This is a genomic window from Streptomyces sp. NPDC048523, from assembly GCF_043199815.1.
Lineage (GTDB): Bacteria > Actinomycetota > Actinomycetes > Streptomycetales > Streptomycetaceae > Streptomyces.
Genome location: NZ_JBICWQ010000006.1, coordinates 500,048 through 516,072, shown reverse-complemented (window position 1 = coordinate 516,072; position 16,025 = coordinate 500,048). Strand labels below are relative to the sequence as shown.

The following is a 16,025-nucleotide window of genomic DNA, read 5'->3' as shown; positions in this document are numbered from 1 at the left end:
TCCACGCGATCGGTGCCTGAACACGTTCCACGTAACCAGTGAAGCGCTTCCTCCCGCCCGCCGCAGTCGAATGCGTGTCGAAGGCTCCCGTGCGCTTCCGCCGTCGGGGCTTGCTCTGGTCGACGGCATCGGTAGCGTGGCTGAGACCGGTGGGGGTACAGCTAGGCATAGGCGTGCGTGGTCGGTCAGCTCCCTGCCGTCGTGGCTGACTGTCGTCGGCTGAGGCTGGGACAGGCAGCAGCGAGGGTGCTGGCGGTCAGTCAAGCTCGGCAGTGCTGGAACGTCTCTTGGCCGCTTGAGATTGTGGACGGCAAGCGCCAGTCGGCAGTGCACCCTAGGTCAGCAGCCCAGTCCGCTCTGGATCACATCGATTTGCCAAGTGGAGAGCGTGAGTTCGCGTCTTGTCCGTCGCCAGCGGATCACGCGTCAGCGACTCGACAAGCGGGGAACGTCCCATCCGGAGATATCTGCGACGAACTCTTGGTAGGAACGATTCGACCCCTGCGGTTCTACCAAAAGGCCATGATTCAAGGCCGCAGTGACGATCTCAGGACCATCGCTTTCCCTGAAGCGTGGACTGATCAGAATTTCTTCGAGGTCCTCCTTCGGGGTCTGTCGACGCCCGGTGTCCTTCCCCTGCCATGCGGCCGGAATTCTCCATGAACTTCGGTAGAGCGTAAATGCCTTCGGAAAGAGGAGGAGCCACGCTTCGGATTCTGCGGCGGCAAGGGCGTAGACAGAGGAGGAAGCACCCGTTGCCTTAGCCAGCGCATTCGAGACGAGCTTTCGCGCAGTGTCGTACGCAGGCCCGGGGCAGGCATCCATGTCCTCGTGGACTGCAATGCCCACAAACTCGCCATTTTTCAACCGGGCTTTGCCGCGCGCCTTGCTCACCAAGGTGCCCGCTGCCGTTGCCAGATCGTCACCCGACTTCTTCCGTAGCCGCACCGGGTCGGTTATCTCAGTAAGAGTGACAGTTGCGGCAAGGTCAGGATGCGCGGCCTTGATGAACGCGGCCAACATGCGCCGATCGTTCGCACTTTCACCTGCTAGCACAACCACACCCCGGCTCCGGGACTTGGTTATCCGCCTGCGACTCACAACTCGTCCTCCGTCAAGTCGCCTCCCAGAACCCCGGAGAACCAGAGCTCACCAAGGGGCTGATCACCTGTCTCTGTAACGATGGTCTTGATCTCATCCGTTGTCAGAGCGGGAATGATGGAGGCACCGTCTTCGTCACGGTCACAAACGATGAACTCATGAGGCTCCAATCGGTCGACGAGCGCTGGCGAGTGAGTCGCTACGATGAACTGCGTTCGCTCTGATGCTTCCCTCATCCGCTCCACAATGAGCTCAAGAGCTTGAGGATGCAGACCGTGGTCGATCTCTTCAACACACGTCAACGCCGGAGGCCGGGGATCGTAAAGCATGGCTAGTAGGCCGAGAAGACGCACTGTTCCGAACGAGGCGTCAGCGAGCGGAGTGGGCCGGCGCAGGCCGTGTTCATGAAGCACCACCGCAAGTCGGTCCGCAAACCCCCCAACCTGCTCAAATTCGATGGCATCGAGTTGCGGAAGGATACGACGGGCATCGCGTGTCAGAAGCTCCCAGCGCTCCTCGTCCGTACTGAGTTGCACTAAAAAAGCTGCCAGATTCTCAGCATGGGACTCCAAGCGGCCAGCCTTAATCGAGCGGGCACGTGTCGGCTGTCGAGCTGCGGTAACGTCTACGTCGAACACCCTAAAAGATGACAAGCGGTTTGCAACCCTTGTAACCTCTTCCCCGCCATCAGAACGCCCCAACCGGGGCAAAGTGGATAGACCACTACTCAACCGCTGGATACCGAAACTACCCCCATCAGATTCGCGACCAGCCTTCCTGTCTACGACGCGAGCTTCATCACCGGAAATGGTGATACGACGGCCTCGCCCCTGCGTCCGCTTGAACTGAAAACTCTCCTGGCGTGACAAGGTGTAGGAATCACGGTTACCAGGCATGGAACGCCTGCGAATGGTCAATGAGTACTCGTCCGGAGCTTTTGCACTCGCATGCGTCGTCCAGTCCGCTTTGAGACGGATCGCCATCGAGGTCGGTGGTTTGTCACCTCCCCAAAAAGCCACCTCGTCAAATCCGCCGCGCTCATCGAGCGCAGGCTGAAGGTCAGTTCGAATGATCGCGGCAAGGAAGTCAAATACCTTCAGTACGTTGGACTTCCCCACTCCGTTGGGTCCCACTAGGACGGTGAGCGGACCAAGTGGGATGGTCACGTCACGAAGGCTGCGGAAGTTTTCGACGTGTAGTTCCAGGAGGCGGCCGGGCATGAGACGAACCTATCGGGTAGCAGATCGCCGGGTGGCGCACGTGCCCGGAGTGGACAGCGTCGCGACTGGTGCGCTCTTGGGCTGTCGCAGATTGAACAGTGCATCGGAGGGCTGGCCCACCGTCCAGGGCGGCTCGTAGGGTCGATTCGCACACAGCACGGTCGAGTAGCCTCCTTCGCAACGGTCGTCGCACATGGTCTTGGCCGCAGGTTGCGGCAGTCGCGATGCTCCGGGCAGCAACAGCTAATGGTGCAGCGTAGACGGTGCAACTGACACAGCCACCCGTCTCCGTAAAACCTCGAAGGACGAGTGGTTCGAGGGGAATGGAGGTGACGTTCCCCGCCGGGCGACAACGCACCTCATCCTCATGTCTGCCTCTCTACTCCTCCGCCACGATTGAGGTAGTGCAAGCAGGACAGCTCTGCCGCACGCACCCGGCGGCAGTGGCGTCGCATGGCCTCAGATACTGGGTGCACCTCTTCAGCCGTCGGCTCCGAACGTCGGTCCGTGCAGCACTCGTGAGTGTCTAACTGCGTGACAACGCCTGCGAACAACAGCTAACAAGCGCGTACATCTGCGGACCAGCGGTCCAGGTGAGAACCATCCCAGCTCAAGCCAGCACCCCCACCCAAGTTGCTTCGGGACGAAGGGGTCTTGAGCTAAAGACTGTCGCGCTCGATCAGTGAGCCATCAGGGCTCAGTGTGTAGAAGCGCGGCGGCTCCAAGGCTTCCACCGCTCTGCGCAGCTCCGCTTCCTGCTCTGCAGGATCAGGCACGTGTGGATCCCGCACGCGGAAGCCGTACAGCTCGATGGCGTCTGCGTCGACGTCATCAGGCTGGGGACAGCCCTCCTGGATGAACCCGCAGAGCGCCCGCAACGCGTCTTCGCCCAGGTCCAAAGGGTCAAAGGGTAAGGCGTACGGCTCTTCTTCCTCACCGGGCCAGGGGACGATGTCGGCCGGCCGGTCTCCGGCCCAGTAGGGCCGTTCAAAGGGGAGAGGTTCACCGATGTTCTCGATGATGCCGCTGTCCGGGGACAGGCTCAGGGAGCGGACGAGATGTCCGTCCTCCCACACAGCGAACGCCAGCCAGTCGACCACGCTGTGCATGGCGTGCAGGACGAGCCGCCGGCCGATGCTTGCCACCACGAGGTGTTCCGGGAGCTGGGAGGGAGCGTTGATCATCACCCTCTGATCTCCGATGACATCCACGCCTGGCCAAGTAGCGGCGTACGCCGTCCCTTTCTGGGGATACACGCCGTCCCAGAGGTTCGAGCCCTCGCACTCTTCGATCTCACAGCCGGGGTAGAGCCGCCGCATCATGGTGACCGTCCGATCCAGGTCCGCCGTCCCCGCTTGTCGCAGCAAGGCTGGCACGTCACCGTCGGCGTACACCAGCAGTCCCGTCTTGGCTCCCACAGCCCCTCCCCAGAACATTGCCCTTGTTGGCGGACGCACCATAGCCGCAGGCACTGACAGCAAAGGCCCGAGAGTCGTGCCATTGGCGTGCCAGATCCAGCGGGGACTCACAAGAAACAGCGGGGGCTAGGCCACGGACCCGCCGAGGTCGGAAAGTGGTTCCGCCGCAGTTCAGCGCAGTAATCTGCTTCCCAAGCTGATGGCTTAGGCAGTGTGCTCACGGGCCGGCCCTCGTCGCTTCCTCTGGTCCACGACACCGCGACACCGTGGCTGAGGGCAGTGGGGGTGCAGCGAGGCACGTGCGCCTGGTCGGTCGGCAATCGCGGCATCGCGGCTGACTGTCGTCGGTTGTGGTGCAGATGACTTGAGTTCATGGTGCACAGTGCGGTCCGGCTGAGCTGACGTTCCTGCCCTGCGTGATTCTGCGATGTGGAAGGGGAATGCAGCCCTGTGGCGGAGGAAGGCCAGGGGAGGGGTGGACAGGTGGCGCAACGGGGCATCGGCCGAGGCAACGACTATCAGCGGCAGCAGCAGGCGTTACGACGAGCCCAGGAACAACGGGCACGACAAGCGGAGCGGGAACGCAAGGCCGCCGAGACGGCCGGCAAGCGGCAGGAGCGCGAGCGTAAAGCCGCATATCAGGAGCAGCAGGCCGAGCAGGCGCAGGCGCGCACGATCGGGGTCGAGCACGAGGTCGAGCAGCTCGGGCAGTTGCTCCGTGACGCGTTGGTGGGCGATCCGCCGGCGACCTTCGAGCGCCGGCGGAGGACGCACACGCCAACAAAATTGGACGAGCGTCCCTGGTCTCGTCCGGAGCCTTCACCACGCTGGGAGGAGTTCCCACCACCGGAGCCTGGCGGTCTGGCTGCTGTCCTGGGTCTTGGCAGGAAGCGCTATGAAGCTGAGGTTGCCGAGGCGCGTGTGCGGTTCGGCGAGGCGCAAGAGCGCCACAGGCGAGCCGAGGAGAAGCGGCTGGCGACACTGGAGCGGAAGCGTGCTGAGCACCGCCAGGCCGAAAAGCAAGCCCTTGACGAGGTGGCAGCCTTCAACGGGAAGTTGGACGAGGAGCGCGAGGCGTACAGGGCCGGGGAGCCCGCGGCGGTCGAGGCTCATCTAGGGGCCGTTCTGGATGCGTCGGAGTATCCATTGGGCTTCCCCCACGAGCATCGGATCGCCTTTCGACCTGCCACCGGTGACGTACTCGTCGAGGTTCACTTGCCGCCTGAGGCGATCGTTCCTACCGCGCGGGGCTACCGGTACGTGAAGAACCGAGACGAGACGACCGTGCTGCCTCGTCCGGAGAAGGAGCGCAAGGAGATCTACGCCTCCGTCCTGGCACAAGTCGCTCTGAGGACAGTGCACGAGGTCCTGGCGAGCGATCCAGACCGGATCGTCAATGGCGTGATCCTGAACGGTCATGTGAGAACCATCGACCGGGCCACCGGTCAGGAGGTCTCACCCTGTCTGGTGACGCTCAGCGCCAGCAGGGAGCAGTTCGGGAAGCTCCGTCTCAGTCAGGTTGATCCAGCGCAGTGCCTCAGGGGACTCAACGCTCTGGTGTCTCCCAACCCCTACGATCTCGAACCGATTCGTCCCATCGTCGAGTTCGACCTGTCGAAGTACCGGCTCATGGACAGCATGGATGTCGTCGCTGGCTTGGACAGCAGGCCCGTGCTGGTGAAGCTGACGCCCACCGAGTTCGAGCACCTGATTCGCCAACTGTTCGAGGCGATCGGCATGGAGGCCTGGAACACCCAGGCGTCCAAAGACGAGGGCGTTGACGCGGTGGCCGTCAGCAAGGACCCCGTCTTCAACGGTGAGTGCATCATTCAGGCGAAGCGCTACAGCAAGCTCGTGGGTGTCGAGTCCGTCCAGGCGCTCGCAGGAGTGGTCGAGCACAAGCGGGCTGCCAAAGGGGTCCTGATCACCACATCGTGGTTCGGCAGGGCCAGCCACGACTTTGCCCGCCAACATGGCCGGCTCCAGCTCATCGAAGGGCCGGAACTCAAGTACCTAATCAAAGAACACCTTGGCAAAGATGTGATCCCGGGCCCGGTCCCCCCGAAGAGGCGCCCCTCGCGCTGACACCGGCGGGTTGCCCACTCAGGCCGAGGAGCTGGGCCGTCCCTGGGCCGTCCGAGGCCGCTCGATGGTGGCCAATGACGACCAACGATGACCACCAGGCGCACCAGCCCACCGCCACTGACCAGCAAAAACCCAGCTCACCATGATCCCCGACAAGACCCAGGGCAAGAAGAAGCAGATTTCGCGATCACGCCCCCGCGGGATGGGTCGTCAGACGCTGCCACCCCGCCGCCACTCGTAGGCACCAGTCGATGTCTCGACGACCTCGAGGGTGTAGACCTCGCGGGCAAGGGCGAGCATGTCGCGCTGTTCGGTGATCCACTTCGGTGACGGCGCGGACAACGGGACGGTGACCGTGACTCCCGACGACGGCCCGTCGTGCGCGGACACCCAGAGCCCGAGCCCGCCGCTCTCGTCAGGCTCGAACCTCATCGAAGGAGTCCGCCCGGACATGAGCCACCCGGCGGACCGGCCGGACTCCAGGGCCGCCAAGGCGTCCTCCCAGTCCTCCAGGTCCTCGGGGGAGGAGAGTCACCGGGAAGGTGCCCGTGACGGACCCCGCCTCGATGGCGATCTCGCAGTCGAGGACGTCGTGGCCGGTCAGAGCTCCCGGTTGAGAGCGACCCAGGACACGCGCGGTGGGCCGCTATCACCACGGTGAGCGCGACGAACAGTGGCAGGCGCGCGCGAAGCAGTCCATCGACAGGATGTGGGTCGCGCAGAAGACGATCCACATGCTGTGCGGCTCCGAGGTCAACGACGCGGCACGTCTTCTGGCGTACGACGTCCAGAACGTGATCAGGAACGGCCCCGCTCCGGGGGAGCTGCGGGACGAGATGGTCTGGGCGTACATCCGCCCCAACCGCAGGGCGTTCCTCGACCTCGTCCGCGAGCACCTGCAGTAGGAGACCCCGCTGTCAGACCGACAGCGGCACCGAGTGGATCTCGTCCGCCTTGTGTCCCGCCCGTTCGTGGATGCGCTGGACCGCGTCCGCCGACGGGGCCTCCGAGAGGCAGTACACGAGGCCGGCCTCGGGGTCGGCCCAGGCGCGCTCGAAGTGCACGCCCTCTTCGTTCTCAATCGCGAGGTCCGCCTGGTGGGCCGCCATCAACTGGTCGGCCGTGATGCCCTGCATCCCATGGTGTACGTCCATGAACCGCGCCATGGCCTTCACCTTCCTGCCATTCCCGAGCCGAACGGTGACCTTCACCCCCGCGCCCCGTCCCCGCCCTCTTATGCTCCTCCTCTCCGCCCGCCCGGGCGACCCGAACGACGAAGGGCCCCGGAATCACCCGGGGCCCCTCGACGTCGTACGAGATCCTGGCTTCAGGTCCCCTCGACCCCCGTCACCGGCTGGACGTCCTGCTGGAGGTCGTCCGCGTGCTCGCCCGTCACCAGGTACACCACCCGCTTGGCCACCGACACCGCGTGGTCGGCGAACCGCTCGTAGTAGCGGCCGAGGAGGGTGACGTCCACCGCCGTCTCGATGCCGTGCTTCCACTTGTCGTCCAGCAGGTGCTGGAAGAGCGTGCGGTGCAGCAGGTCCATCTCGTCGTCGTCCTGCTCCAGCTGGAGCGCCAGGTCGACGTCCTTGGTGATGATGACCTCCGCCGCCTTCGCCATCAGGCGCTGGGCGAGCTGGCCCATCTCCAGGATGGTCGCGTGCAGGTCGTGCGGGATGGCCTTCTCCGGGAAGCGCAGCCGGGCCAGCTTCGCCACGTGCTGGGCCAGGTCGCCGGAGCGCTCCAGGTCGGCCGACATGCGCAGCGAGGTGACGACGATGCGGAGGTCCGTCGCCACCGGCTGCTGCCGGGCGAGCAGCGCGATCGCCCGGGCCTCCAGGTCGTGCTGGAGGTCGTCCACCTTCTGGTCGGCCTCGATGACGCTTTCGGCCAGCTTCAGGTCGGAGTCGAGGATGGCCGTCGTGGCGCGTCCGATCGCCGACCCGACCAGCCGGGCCATCTCCACCAGACCGTCGCCGATCGAATCAAGTTCCTCGTGGTACGCGTCCCGCATCGTCGGTTCCCTCTCCTACGTCGTTCCTGTGGGCTCCAGGGGCCGAAACCGGCCGTGAAACCGGTGCCGCGTACCCCACGCTCCCACGTTCGGCCTCCTACGCGTCCGTTTCCGCCCTCCCAAATGAACCAGCACTGGCTCCAAGGTGAACTCTGGGCGACGAGTGTTCGAGCTCGCACTCGGACGGCTGTGGCCAGGACGGATCCCATGCCTAACCTGGAGGCATGGACGTGAACGCGGCGGTCGCCGCAGCGGCAGCGATCGCCGGTGTGCTCACCGGTGTCATCGCCATGCTGGCGTTCCGCTGGAGCGAGCGGGAGCAGAAGCGCCCCACCCGCACCTCCCTGCACACCGACCCGATGCTTCCGCCGGGCGTGGACACCGTCCTGTCCGTGCTCCGCTCCTCCGCCGTCGTCCTCGACGAGGCCGACGCCGTCGTCAAGGCCAGCTCCGCCGCGTACGCCCTCGGGCTGGTCCGCGGCGGCAAGCTCTCCGTGGAGCCCATGCTCCAGATGGCCCGGGACACCAGGAGGGACGGGGAGATACGCCAGGTCGAGCTGGACCTGCCCAGGCGGGGGACCGGACGCGGCGAGGCCCTCGCGGTCTCCGCCCGTGTCGCGCCCCTCGGCTCCCGGCTGGTGCTGCTCCTCGTGGAGGACCTCACCGAGGCCCGGCGGATCGAAGCGGTACGACGCGATTTCGTCGCGAACGTCAGCCATGAACTCAAGACCCCCGTCGGCGCGCTCTCCCTCCTGTCCGAGGCCGTCATGGACGCATCCGAGGACCCGGAGGCCGTGGAGCGCTTCGCCGGCCGGATGCAGATCGAGGCCACCCGCCTGACCAGCCTGGTCCAGGAGATCATCGACCTCTCCCGGGTACAGAACGACGACCCGCTGGAGGACGCCGAGCCGGTCCGCGTGGACGAGCTGGTCGCCGAGGCCATCGACCGCTGCCGGCACCAGGCCGGCACCAAGCAGATCACCATGGCCGCGGCCGGCGCGGCCGAGCTGAAGGTCTGGGGCAACCGCGGCCAGCTCGCCGCCGCCCTCGGCAACCTCGTCGAGAACGCCGTCAACTACTCGCCCGCCCGCACCCGTGTCGGCATATCCGCCCGCCGGGTGTCCGTGCCGAGCGGCGACCTCATCGAGGTCGCCGTCACCGACCAGGGCATCGGCATCTCCGACAGGGACAAGGAGCGCATCTTCGAGCGCTTCTACCGCGTCGACCCGGCCCGTTCCCGCCAGACCGGCGGTACGGGCCTCGGCCTCGCGATCGTCAAGCACGTGGCCGCCTCGCACGGCGGGGAGGTCACGGTGTGGAGTTCCGAGGGACAGGGCTCCACTTTCACCCTCAGGCTGCCGGAGGCGGGCGCGGCCCGCGACCGCGCGCTCCAGCACCCCGACCTCGACGACGAGGACGGGCCCACTCCCGAGTCGGCTTCTTACGACCCGCTTCCCGCCCCGGAGGTCCTTCCGTGACCCGAGTGCTCGTCGTCGAGGACGAGGAGTCCTTCTCCGACGCCCTTTCGTACATGCTCCGCAAGGAGGGCTTCGAGGTCGCCATCGCGACCACGGGCCCCGACGGACTCGAGGAGTTCGACCGCAACGGCGCCGACCTCGTCCTCCTCGACCTGATGCTGCCGGGCCTGCCCGGCACGGAGGTCTGCCGCCAGCTGCGCGGCCGCTCCAACGTCCCCGTCATCATGGTGACCGCCAAGGACAGCGAGATCGACAAGGTCGTGGGCCTGGAAATAGGAGCCGATGACTATGTCACCAAGCCGTTCTCCTCGCGCGAGCTGGTCGCCCGTATCCGCGCCGTCCTGCGCCGCCGCGGCGAGCCCGAGGAGGTCACCCCGGCCGCTCTGGAGGCCGGTCCGGTCCGCATGGACGTGGACCGCCACGTGGTCACGGTCTCCGGCTCCAAGATCGACCTGCCCCTCAAGGAGTTCGACCTGCTGGAGATGCTGCTGCGCAACGCCGGCCGCGTCCTGACCCGCATGCAGCTCATCGACCGCGTCTGGGGCGCCGACTACGTCGGTGACACCAAGACCCTCGACGTCCACGTCAAGCGCCTGCGCGCCAAGATCGAGCCCGACCCGGGCGCACCCCGCTACCTGGTGACGGTCCGCGGCCTCGGCTACAAGTTCGAGCCGTAAAGAGCCCGAAAAAACAGCTGCGGTACGCCGAAGGGCGGGACCTCCTCGGAGGCCCCGCCCTTCGTGTCGTACGAGGGTCTCGTACGGCTGCTCAGTGGCTAGCGGCCGATTCACCGGCCGTCGCGCTCGTGGACGCGGAAGCAGACGCAGACGCCGCGCCGGTCGGCGTGGCCGCACCGGTCGGGGTCGGGGAGCCGGTCGGCTTCGGCGAGGTCTTCGGCGCCGACGGCACGGCGCTCGGGCCCCACTTGGTGTAGTAGCTGTCGGCCGGGACGACGAAGGCGCGCAGGCTCACGTCACCGGTCGTGCTGAAGGTGAAGGTGACCTTCTGGGCGTTGCCGTTCTTGACGCTCTCGCCGAGTTCGGTCACCGCGGCGGAGGCGTTGTTCCTGCCGCCGAGGACGACGGAGCCGTGGGCCGGGACGGTCACCTTGCCCTTGCCCTTGGCGGGCGTGATCTCGGCGCTGCCGCCGCCGTCGATGCTCACGGAGTCCAGCGTCTGGGGCTTGTCGCCGGCGTTGAAGACGGTGGCGGAGATGACGGCCGGACCCTTTGTCTCACCGGACGCCTCGGGGGTCGTCTGGGTGATCACCACGACGTTCTGGAGCTTGATGTCGCCCACGCGGGTCTCCGCGTTGTCCGGCTTGACCTCCAGGGTCTGGGCGTTGCTGCCGGCCGCGCACGCGGAGAGCGCGGCGATCGAGAACGCGATGGCAGAGGCGGCGAGGGCGCCGCGTCGAAGGCTGCTGCTCACGGCGGCGGCAACTCCTTGACTTGAGCGGGGCGGCCCGTAAAGCCGCGCTAAGTGTCTGTCAGCGGCCTTAGGTTACCGAGCCGTTCCCGCAGGGCCGCACCCGACCCTCCCCAAGAGGCGTGTCACTCGCTTCACAAGTGACTCACCAGTCACTTGTGACCCGTACTCCGGCCCGGTCCGGCTTTCACATAACCGCGTTCGCAGCCAGTAGCAAAACTTCCGTGAAGGAATGTGTGATCGTCCCCGGAATTGATCACCACCTGATCCGCCGGCCGCGCGTGATCAATTCCGGATTCGGCGGGGAAGTGACGCCGAGCACCGAACGGAGTAGCGGAAGTCGCACACTTGGAACCGGACATTTGGGGACGTTAGCCCGCTCGGAGGGGGCTCCGGATGCGTGTAACGTACGCGTTTCACCTCGCCCGGAGAGCCGCTCCGACCTGCGAATTCCTTCTTCCGCGCGGCCTCCGCAGCACGTTCCTGTTGCTGTTGTCAAGCCCCGAGATATGCTCTGACCTGCGAAAACACCATTCAGAACCCGCAGTTTCCGTGTTACCCTGGATAGCCACGGAAGGGGTACCTGTCACATGACGTTCAAGGTTGGCGACACCGTGGTCTATCCCCATCACGGGGCCGCGCTGATCGAGGCTATCGAAACTCGCCAGATCAAAGGCGTGGACAAGACCTACTTGGTGCTGAAGGTCGCCCAGGGTGACCTGACGGTACGTGTGCCAGCGGACAATGCGGAGTTCGTCGGCGTGCGGGATGTGGTCGGTCAGGACGGGCTGGACCGGGTCTTCGAGGTGCTGCGCGCGCCGTACGCCGAGGAGCCCACTAACTGGTCCCGTCGTTACAAGGCAAACCTGGAGAAGCTCGCCTCCGGCGATGTCATCAAGGTCGCGGAAGTCGTGCGTGACCTGTGGCGTCGTGAGCGCGAGCGCGGACTCTCCGCAGGTGAGAAGCGCATGCTCGCCAAGGCTCGGCAGATCCTGGTGAGTGAACTCGCCCTCGCGGAGAACACGAACGAGGACAAGGCCGAGGCGCTGCTCGACGAGGTTCTCGCGTCCTGAGCGTCTCTGTGCAGGCACCTCGCCCGCTCAGCTCAGCACACACTGAATCCGAATTGCCGCACTGAAATGCCGCGGTGCCCGATGACGCAACAGCTGTCGCCGGGCGCTGCGGCATGTCTGTCTCCGGATGCCGGACCCAGCACGCCCCCGAAGACACTCCGGCGAAGACGCCCGGAGTGCCGTGCGCGTGTTTCTCTCGGAGAAAGATCCCCCGATACTTGGCGTGCCGGGCCCGGGCAGCAGGCTCGACCGGGGTCACGGAAGGGTCCGGTCAAGGCGTCGCGCCCGGCACGCTGTCTCCGTACCCACGTTGGCCGAGCACACAAACCTGACAGGAACCGATGTCTGACGTTTCGCGTCCTTCGCCCGCCGAAGCACGTGCGGGGGCCCGCACCGCGGTGGTGATTCCGGCCGCCGGAAGGGGCGTACGCCTCGGTCCGGGCGCTCCCAAAGCGCTCCGGGCGCTGAACGGCACTCCCATGCTGATCCACGCGGTCCGCGCGATGGCCGCATCCCGTGCCGTCTCGCTGGTCGTCGTCGTGGCCCCGCCCGACGGCGCCGGCGAGGTCAAGTCCCTCCTCGACGCGCACGCCCTGCCCGAGCGCACGGACTTCCTCGTCGTCCCGGGCGGCGAGTCCCGGCAGGAATCGGTCCGGCTCGGCCTGGACGCCCTGCCCTCCGACTTCGGCATCGTCCTGGTCCATGACGCGGCCCGCCCACTCGTCCCGGTCGACACCGTCGACGCGGTCATCGAGGCCGTACGGGACGGTGCGAGCGCCGTCGTCCCGGCGCTGCCCCTCGCGGACACCGTCAAGGAGGTCGAGCCCGCCGTCGCTCCCGGTGAGCCGGAGCCGGTTGTGGCCACCCCGGTCCGCGCGCGACTGCGTGCCGTGCAGACCCCGCAGGGCTTCGACCGGGCGACCCTGATCCGCGCCCACGAGACGGTCACCGAGGACGTCACCGACGACGCGAGCATGGTCGAGCAGCTGGGGCTCACCGTCGTGGTGGTGCCCGGTCACGAGGAGGCCTTCAAGGTGACCCGCCCCCTGGACCTGGTCCTCGCGGAGGCGGTCCTGGCCCGCAGGAGGCTCAACGATGGCTTCTGAGCAGCCCGTGCTCCTGCCCCAGGTCGGCATCGGCACCGACATCCACGCCTTCGAGGAGGGCCGCGACCTGTGGTGCGCCGGCCTGAAGTGGGAGGGCGAGGGCACCGGCCTGGCCGGCCACTCCGACGCGGACGTCGTCGCCCACGCCGCCTGCAACGCGCTCTTCTCCGCGGCCGGCCTCGGCGACCTCGGTCAGCACTTCGGCACCGGCCGCCCCGAATGGTCCGGTGCGTCCGGCGTCACGCTGTTGACGGAGGCCGCCCGGATCGTCCGCGCGGCGGGCTTCCGGATCGGCAACATCGCCGTTCAGGTGGTGGGTCCGCGCCCGAAGATCGGCAAGCGCAGGGACGAGGCGCAGAAGATCCTCTCGGCGGCGGCGGGTGCCCCGGTGTCGGTGTCGGGGGCGACCACGGACGGCCTCGGATTCCCCGGCCGCGGCGAGGGACTGATGGCGGTGGCGACGGCCCTGGTCGTCAGGCAGGGGTGACAATCGGCCGTAAGGGAAGGGTGACAAAAGGACTGCTCCACGCACCCCCTTCGGCCCACTACCCTAGGTCCCGTGACTATTCGCCTGTACGACACCAGCGCCCGGCAGATCCGTGACTTCGCCCCGCTCACGCCGGGCTGTGTCTCGATCTACCTGTGTGGTGCCACCGTGCAGGCCGTCCCGCACATCGGTCACATCCGCTCCGGCCTGAACTTCGACATCATGCGCCGCTGGTTCGAGTACCGCGGCTACGAGGTCACCTTCGTCCGGAACGTCACCGACATCGACGACAAGATCATCGTCAAGGCGGCCGAGCAGAAGCGCCCCTGGTGGGCGATCGGGTACGAGAACGAGCGCGCGTTCAACGACGGCTACACCGCACTCGGCTGCCTCCCGCCCAGCTACGAGCCGCGTGCCACCGGGCACATGACCGAGATGGTCGAGATGATGCAGGGCCTCATCGAGCGCGGCCACGCCTACGAGTCCGACGGCAACGTCTACTTCGACGTGCGCTCCTTCCCGGGCTACCTGCAGCTGTCGCGGCAGGAGCTGGACAACCTGCTCCAGCCGTCCGGCGACGGCGAGACCGGCAAGCGGGACCCGCGTGACTTCGCCCTGTGGAAGTCCGCCAAGCCGGGCGAGCCGACCTGGTCGACGCCGTGGGGCCCCGGCCGCCCCGGCTGGCACCTGGAGTGCTCGGCGATGGCCCACAAGTACCTGGGCACCGCCTTCGACATCCACGGCGGCGGCCTCGACCTGATCTTCCCGCACCACGAGAACGAGATCGCCCAGGCCAAGGCCTACGGCGACGACTTCGCGCAGTACTGGGTGCACAACGCCTGGGTCACCATGGCCGGCGACAAGATGTCCAAGTCGCTGGGCAACTCGGTGCTCGTGTCCGAGATGGTCGAGAGGTGGCGGCCGATCGTGCTGCGCTACTACCTCGGCACGCCGCACTACCGCTCGATGATCGAGTACAGCGAGGACGCCCTGCGCGAGGCCGAGTCGGCGTTCGCGCGGATCGAGGGCTTCGTGCAGCGCGTGGTCGAGAAGGCCGGTCCCGTGGAGCCCTCCGCCGAGGTACCGCCCGCCTTCGCCGAGGCCATGGACGACGACCTGGGCGTCCCGCAGGCGCTCGCCGTCGTGCACACCACCGTCCGGCAGGGCAACAGCGCCCTCGCGGCCGACGACAAGGAGGCCGCGGTGGCCCGCCTCGCCGAGGTGCGCGCCATGCTCGGCGTCCTCGGCCTCGACCCGCTCGACGCGCACTGGGCCGGTGAGTCCGACCGGGGCGAGGACCTGCACGGCGTGGTCGACAGCCTCGTACGCCTGGTCCTCGACCAGCGGGAAGCGGCCCGTGCCCGCAAGGACTGGGCCACCGCCGACGCCATCCGCGACCAGCTCGGCCAGTCGGGCCTGACCATCGAGGACGGCCCGCAGGGGCCGCGCTGGACGCTGGGTCCCCGCTAGCCCCTTTCTTGATCGATTGTGCCGCCCGGCCCTCCGGGCGGCACACTGCATAGACGTACGAACGTTTCACCGACGCAGGCACTCACGGAGAACAGGTAGGTCATGGCAGCCAACAACCGCCGCATGTCCGGCAAGAAGGGCGCGCAGGTCGGCAGTGGCGGCCAGCGACGCAGGGGCCTGGAGGGCAAGGGTCCGACCCCGCCCGCCGAGGCGCGCAAGGGCCACAAGAAGAACCGAATCGCCAATGCCAAGGCGAAGCAGACGGTGCGCCGTTCCGCGCCGCGCGGCCGGGGCGGCAAGGGCACCTCGGAGATGGTCGTCGGACGCAACCCCGTCGTCGAGGCGCTGCGCGAGGGCGTGCCCGCGGTGACGCTCTACGTCCAGCAGTTCATCGACAACGACGAGCGCGTGCGCGAGGCGCTCCAGCTCGTCGCCGACCGGGGCGGCGTCCACCTCATGGAGGCCCCCCGCCCCGAGCTCGACCGCATGACCAACGGGCTCAACCACCAGGGCCTGGTCCTCCAGGTCCCGCCGTACGAGTACGCCCACCCCGAGGAGCTGGCCAACGCCGCCTACGACGAGGGGCAGGACCCGCTGATCGTCGCCCTCGACGGCGTGACCGACCCGCGCAACCTCGGTGCCGCCGTCCGCTCCGTCTCCGCCTTCGGCGGCCACGGCGTCGTCGTACCCGAGCGGCGCGCGGCCGGCATGACCGCCGGTGCGTGGAAGTCGTCCGCCGGTACGGCCGCCCGCACCCCGGTCGCCCGCTGCACCAACCTGACGCGCGCCCTGGAGGCGTACAAGAAGCAGGGCATCGCGGTCGTCGGCCTCGCCGCCGACGGCGAGCACGAGATCGGCGACCTGGAAGCCCTCGGCGGCCCCGTCGTCATCGTGGTCGGCAGCGAGGGCAAGGGTCTGTCCCGCCTGGTCGGCGAGACCTGCGACTACCGGGTGCGGATTCCCATGCCGGGCGGCGCGGAGTCGCTCAACGCCGGTGTGGCGGCCGGGATCGTGCTCTACGAAGCGGCTCGCCGCCGGGCCTGAACGACTGTTCGGCGCAGTCCCCCACACGGGGTGTTCCCGGCGTACGGGGCAAGCTTGACGGGGTCCGGACACATCCGGCGAGTCAAAGCAGTGTCCTA

Annotated in this window: 17 protein-coding genes; 9 read left to right on the top strand and 8 right to left on the bottom strand. The window is 67.1% G+C overall.

Translation table 11 applies throughout. The annotated features are described in order from the left end of the window. Positions 1 to 426: 426 nt before the first annotated feature. The 3 genes from ACGFWE_RS31710 to ACGFWE_RS31700 all read right to left on the bottom strand — a co-directional run bounded on the left by ACGFWE_RS31710 (position 427) and on the right by ACGFWE_RS31700 (position 3,739). Complete coding sequence (locus tag ACGFWE_RS31710; protein WP_393603348.1) at positions 427 to 1,023, bottom strand: hypothetical protein; 597 nt, start codon at positions 1,021 to 1,023, stop codon at positions 427 to 429. A 74-nt stretch (positions 1,024 to 1,097) separates the two neighbouring features. Next, positions 1,098 to 2,321, bottom strand: a complete 1,224-nt coding sequence (locus tag ACGFWE_RS31705; protein ID WP_393603346.1) for an AAA family ATPase — start codon at positions 2,319 to 2,321, stop codon at positions 1,098 to 1,100. Between the two features lie 659 nt (positions 2,322 to 2,980). Then, positions 2,981 to 3,739: a DUF6928 family protein gene (locus ACGFWE_RS31700; protein WP_393603344.1), complete on the bottom strand. Its 759-nt coding sequence runs from the start codon at positions 3,737 to 3,739 to the stop codon at positions 2,981 to 2,983. A 450-nt stretch (positions 3,740 to 4,189) separates the two neighbouring features. Here ACGFWE_RS31700 and ACGFWE_RS31695 point away from each other — a divergent pair, with 450 nt between their 5' ends. After that, complete coding sequence (locus ACGFWE_RS31695) at positions 4,190 to 5,824, top strand: restriction endonuclease (RefSeq protein WP_393603342.1); 1,635 nt, start codon at positions 4,190 to 4,192, stop codon at positions 5,822 to 5,824. Between the two features lie 210 nt (positions 5,825 to 6,034). On the opposite strand, the gene ACGFWE_RS31690 is transcribed toward ACGFWE_RS31695, so the two are convergent. Then, the gene (locus ACGFWE_RS31690; RefSeq protein ID WP_393603488.1) at positions 6,035 to 6,337 is read right to left on the bottom strand and encodes a DUF5959 family protein; all 303 of its coding nucleotides are present in this window, start codon (positions 6,335 to 6,337) and stop codon (positions 6,035 to 6,037) included. Next, positions 6,240 to 6,452: a hypothetical protein gene (locus ACGFWE_RS31685; protein WP_393603486.1), complete on the bottom strand. Its 213-nt coding sequence runs from the start codon at positions 6,450 to 6,452 to the stop codon at positions 6,240 to 6,242. The genes ACGFWE_RS31690 and ACGFWE_RS31685 overlap by 98 nt, the downstream gene beginning before the upstream one ends. Before the next feature lie 10 nt (positions 6,453 to 6,462). On the opposite strand from ACGFWE_RS31685, the gene ACGFWE_RS31680 reads away from it, so the two are divergent. Then, on the top strand, positions 6,463 to 6,729 hold the full coding sequence (locus tag ACGFWE_RS31680; protein WP_393603340.1) for a hypothetical protein: 267 nt from the start codon (positions 6,463 to 6,465) through the stop codon (positions 6,727 to 6,729). A gap of 12 nt (positions 6,730 to 6,741) precedes the next feature. On the opposite strand, the gene ACGFWE_RS31675 is transcribed toward ACGFWE_RS31680, so the two are convergent. Together ACGFWE_RS31675 and phoU are read right to left on the bottom strand one after the other, a co-directional pair. Then, on the bottom strand, positions 6,742 to 6,990 hold the full coding sequence (locus ACGFWE_RS31675) for an SCO4226 family nickel-binding protein (RefSeq protein WP_352388869.1): 249 nt from the start codon (positions 6,988 to 6,990) through the stop codon (positions 6,742 to 6,744). A gap of 161 nt (positions 6,991 to 7,151) precedes the next feature. Beyond that, on the bottom strand, positions 7,152 to 7,841 hold the full coding sequence (gene phoU, locus ACGFWE_RS31670) for a phosphate signaling complex protein PhoU (RefSeq protein ID WP_352388868.1): 690 nt from the start codon (positions 7,839 to 7,841) through the stop codon (positions 7,152 to 7,154). A gap of 224 nt (positions 7,842 to 8,065) precedes the next feature. Between phoU and ACGFWE_RS31665 the strand changes: the two genes are divergently transcribed. Continuing rightward, positions 8,066 to 9,319, top strand: coding sequence for an ATP-binding protein (locus ACGFWE_RS31665; protein ID WP_352388867.1), 1,254 nt, complete (start codon positions 8,066 to 8,068; stop codon positions 9,317 to 9,319). Then, on the top strand, positions 9,316 to 9,996 hold the full coding sequence (locus ACGFWE_RS31660; protein WP_352388866.1) for a response regulator transcription factor: 681 nt from the start codon (positions 9,316 to 9,318) through the stop codon (positions 9,994 to 9,996). The genes ACGFWE_RS31665 and ACGFWE_RS31660 overlap by 4 nt, the downstream gene beginning before the upstream one ends. A 91-nt stretch (positions 9,997 to 10,087) precedes the next feature. Here the strand turns inward: ACGFWE_RS31660 and ACGFWE_RS31655 are convergent, their stop codons facing one another. Beyond that, the gene (locus ACGFWE_RS31655; protein WP_352388865.1) at positions 10,088 to 10,750 is read right to left on the bottom strand and encodes a DUF461 domain-containing protein; all 663 of its coding nucleotides are present in this window, start codon (positions 10,748 to 10,750) and stop codon (positions 10,088 to 10,090) included. 587 nt (positions 10,751 to 11,337) lie between these two features. On the opposite strand from ACGFWE_RS31655, the gene ACGFWE_RS31650 reads away from it, so the two are divergent. From ACGFWE_RS31650 to rlmB, 5 genes are all read left to right on the top strand, one after another. Continuing rightward, complete coding sequence (locus tag ACGFWE_RS31650; protein WP_003953493.1) at positions 11,338 to 11,820, top strand: CarD family transcriptional regulator; 483 nt, start codon at positions 11,338 to 11,340, stop codon at positions 11,818 to 11,820. 341 nt (positions 11,821 to 12,161) lie between these two features. After that, positions 12,162 to 12,926: a 2-C-methyl-D-erythritol 4-phosphate cytidylyltransferase gene (ispD, locus tag ACGFWE_RS31645; protein WP_352388864.1), complete on the top strand. Its 765-nt coding sequence runs from the start codon at positions 12,162 to 12,164 to the stop codon at positions 12,924 to 12,926. After that, the gene (ispF, locus tag ACGFWE_RS31640; protein WP_352388863.1) at positions 12,916 to 13,413 is read left to right on the top strand and encodes a 2-C-methyl-D-erythritol 2,4-cyclodiphosphate synthase; all 498 of its coding nucleotides are present in this window, start codon (positions 12,916 to 12,918) and stop codon (positions 13,411 to 13,413) included. Before ispD ends, ispF begins: the two co-directional genes overlap by 11 nt. 72 nt (positions 13,414 to 13,485) lie before the next feature. Then, positions 13,486 to 14,883, top strand: coding sequence for a cysteine--tRNA ligase (gene cysS, locus ACGFWE_RS31635; RefSeq protein ID WP_352388862.1), 1,398 nt, complete (start codon positions 13,486 to 13,488; stop codon positions 14,881 to 14,883). 102 nt (positions 14,884 to 14,985) lie between these two features. Next, a complete protein-coding gene (rlmB, locus tag ACGFWE_RS31630; RefSeq protein ID WP_352388861.1) occupies positions 14,986 to 15,927 on the top strand; it encodes a 23S rRNA (guanosine(2251)-2'-O)-methyltransferase RlmB in 942 nt (313 codons plus the stop codon). Positions 15,928 to 16,025 lie beyond the last annotated feature (98 nt).

What these genes read in the sequence shown, in the direction of transcription:
- ACGFWE_RS31710 (WP_393603348.1), bottom strand. Translation starts at nt 1,023, where the DNA reads ATGTTGGCCGCGTTCATCAAGGCCGCGCATCCTGACCTTGCCGCAACT.
- ACGFWE_RS31650 (WP_003953493.1), top strand. Translation starts at nt 11,338, where the DNA reads ATGACGTTCAAGGTTGGCGACACCGTGGTCTATCCCCATCACGGGGCC.
- ispF (WP_352388863.1), top strand. Translation starts at nt 12,916, where the DNA reads ATGGCTTCTGAGCAGCCCGTGCTCCTGCCCCAGGTCGGCATCGGCACC.
- ACGFWE_RS31675 (WP_352388869.1), bottom strand. Translation starts at nt 6,990, where the DNA reads ATGGCGCGGTTCATGGACGTACACCATGGGATGCAGGGCATCACGGCC.
- ispD (WP_352388864.1), top strand. Translation starts at nt 12,162, where the DNA reads ATGTCTGACGTTTCGCGTCCTTCGCCCGCCGAAGCACGTGCGGGGGCC.
- rlmB (WP_352388861.1), top strand. Translation starts at nt 14,986, where the DNA reads ATGGCAGCCAACAACCGCCGCATGTCCGGCAAGAAGGGCGCGCAGGTC.
- ACGFWE_RS31705 (WP_393603346.1), bottom strand. Translation starts at nt 2,321, where the DNA reads ATGCCCGGCCGCCTCCTGGAACTACACGTCGAAAACTTCCGCAGCCTT.
- ACGFWE_RS31665 (WP_352388867.1), top strand. Translation starts at nt 8,066, where the DNA reads ATGGACGTGAACGCGGCGGTCGCCGCAGCGGCAGCGATCGCCGGTGTG.
- phoU (WP_352388868.1), bottom strand. Translation starts at nt 7,841, where the DNA reads ATGCGGGACGCGTACCACGAGGAACTTGATTCGATCGGCGACGGTCTG.